The following is a 653-nucleotide window of genomic DNA, read 5'->3' on the forward strand; positions in this document are numbered from 1 at the left end:
GTGCTTGGAAAAAAGCGGGACGTGGGGTGGGATCGGACCCCACAAAGAGCGGTATATTTTTAGGGGCACTTGTTCATGAAGCTGTCACATTAAATTTATTAGAAAAGGGAGGGGGCCATAGTATGGCAGCAGGGATCACAATCAAATCGACAAAAATTGAACCTTTTAGACAATGGCAAAAAAAAAAACTTTCTTAAAAAACAAAAAATTTCCCCTTAAACAATTCCATACTTCTAAATCTTCCTCATCATTCAATCTATTCCAATTTATATCTCTTTCAACAAGCTTTTTTTTTTTAATCATTGTCCTACTATTATCTTCTAACAACACCACCACACCCCCCCCCCACAACACCAGAGAAAACACCACCAATCTTCTTTTGTGTTAAATAAAACAAAAAATATACCATTTCATCGGCATTGAAACCTAAAAAAAAAATCAAAATTGATTCTGATTTTTTAATAAAAAAAAAGTAAACACCTTCCACAGTCATCCCCTTAACTGATACAGTGCACAGAATAAATCACACGCTACACTGATACTATTCTTTAATTCTCATGCAGTTATGCACGGCCGTAGTTCCTATACTTAGATTAGCGAAGGGATTGACAGCGGAGGGCGTACGATCATTGTCGATCCTTCTGACCGCTATC

General features: G+C 37.1%; 1 protein-coding gene and 1 pseudogene. One reads left to right on the top strand and one right to left on the bottom strand.

The window, feature by feature from the left end; genetic code table 11:
• Positions 1 to 197 (top strand): annotated as a pseudogene (locus J7R13_RS08610) (single-stranded-DNA-specific exonuclease RecJ); the annotation flags it as partial.
• Between the two features lie 116 nt (positions 198 to 313).
• Here J7R13_RS08610 and J7R13_RS08615 read toward each other — a convergent pair.
• The gene (locus J7R13_RS08615) at positions 314 to 487 is read right to left on the bottom strand and encodes a hypothetical protein (RefSeq protein ID WP_208438292.1); all 174 of its coding nucleotides are present in this window, start codon (positions 485 to 487) and stop codon (positions 314 to 316) included.
• Positions 488 to 653 lie beyond the last annotated feature (166 nt).

Source organism: Bartonella taylorii 8TBB (assembly GCF_902825155.1).
Lineage (GTDB): Bacteria > Pseudomonadota > Alphaproteobacteria > Rhizobiales > Rhizobiaceae > Bartonella > Bartonella taylorii_A.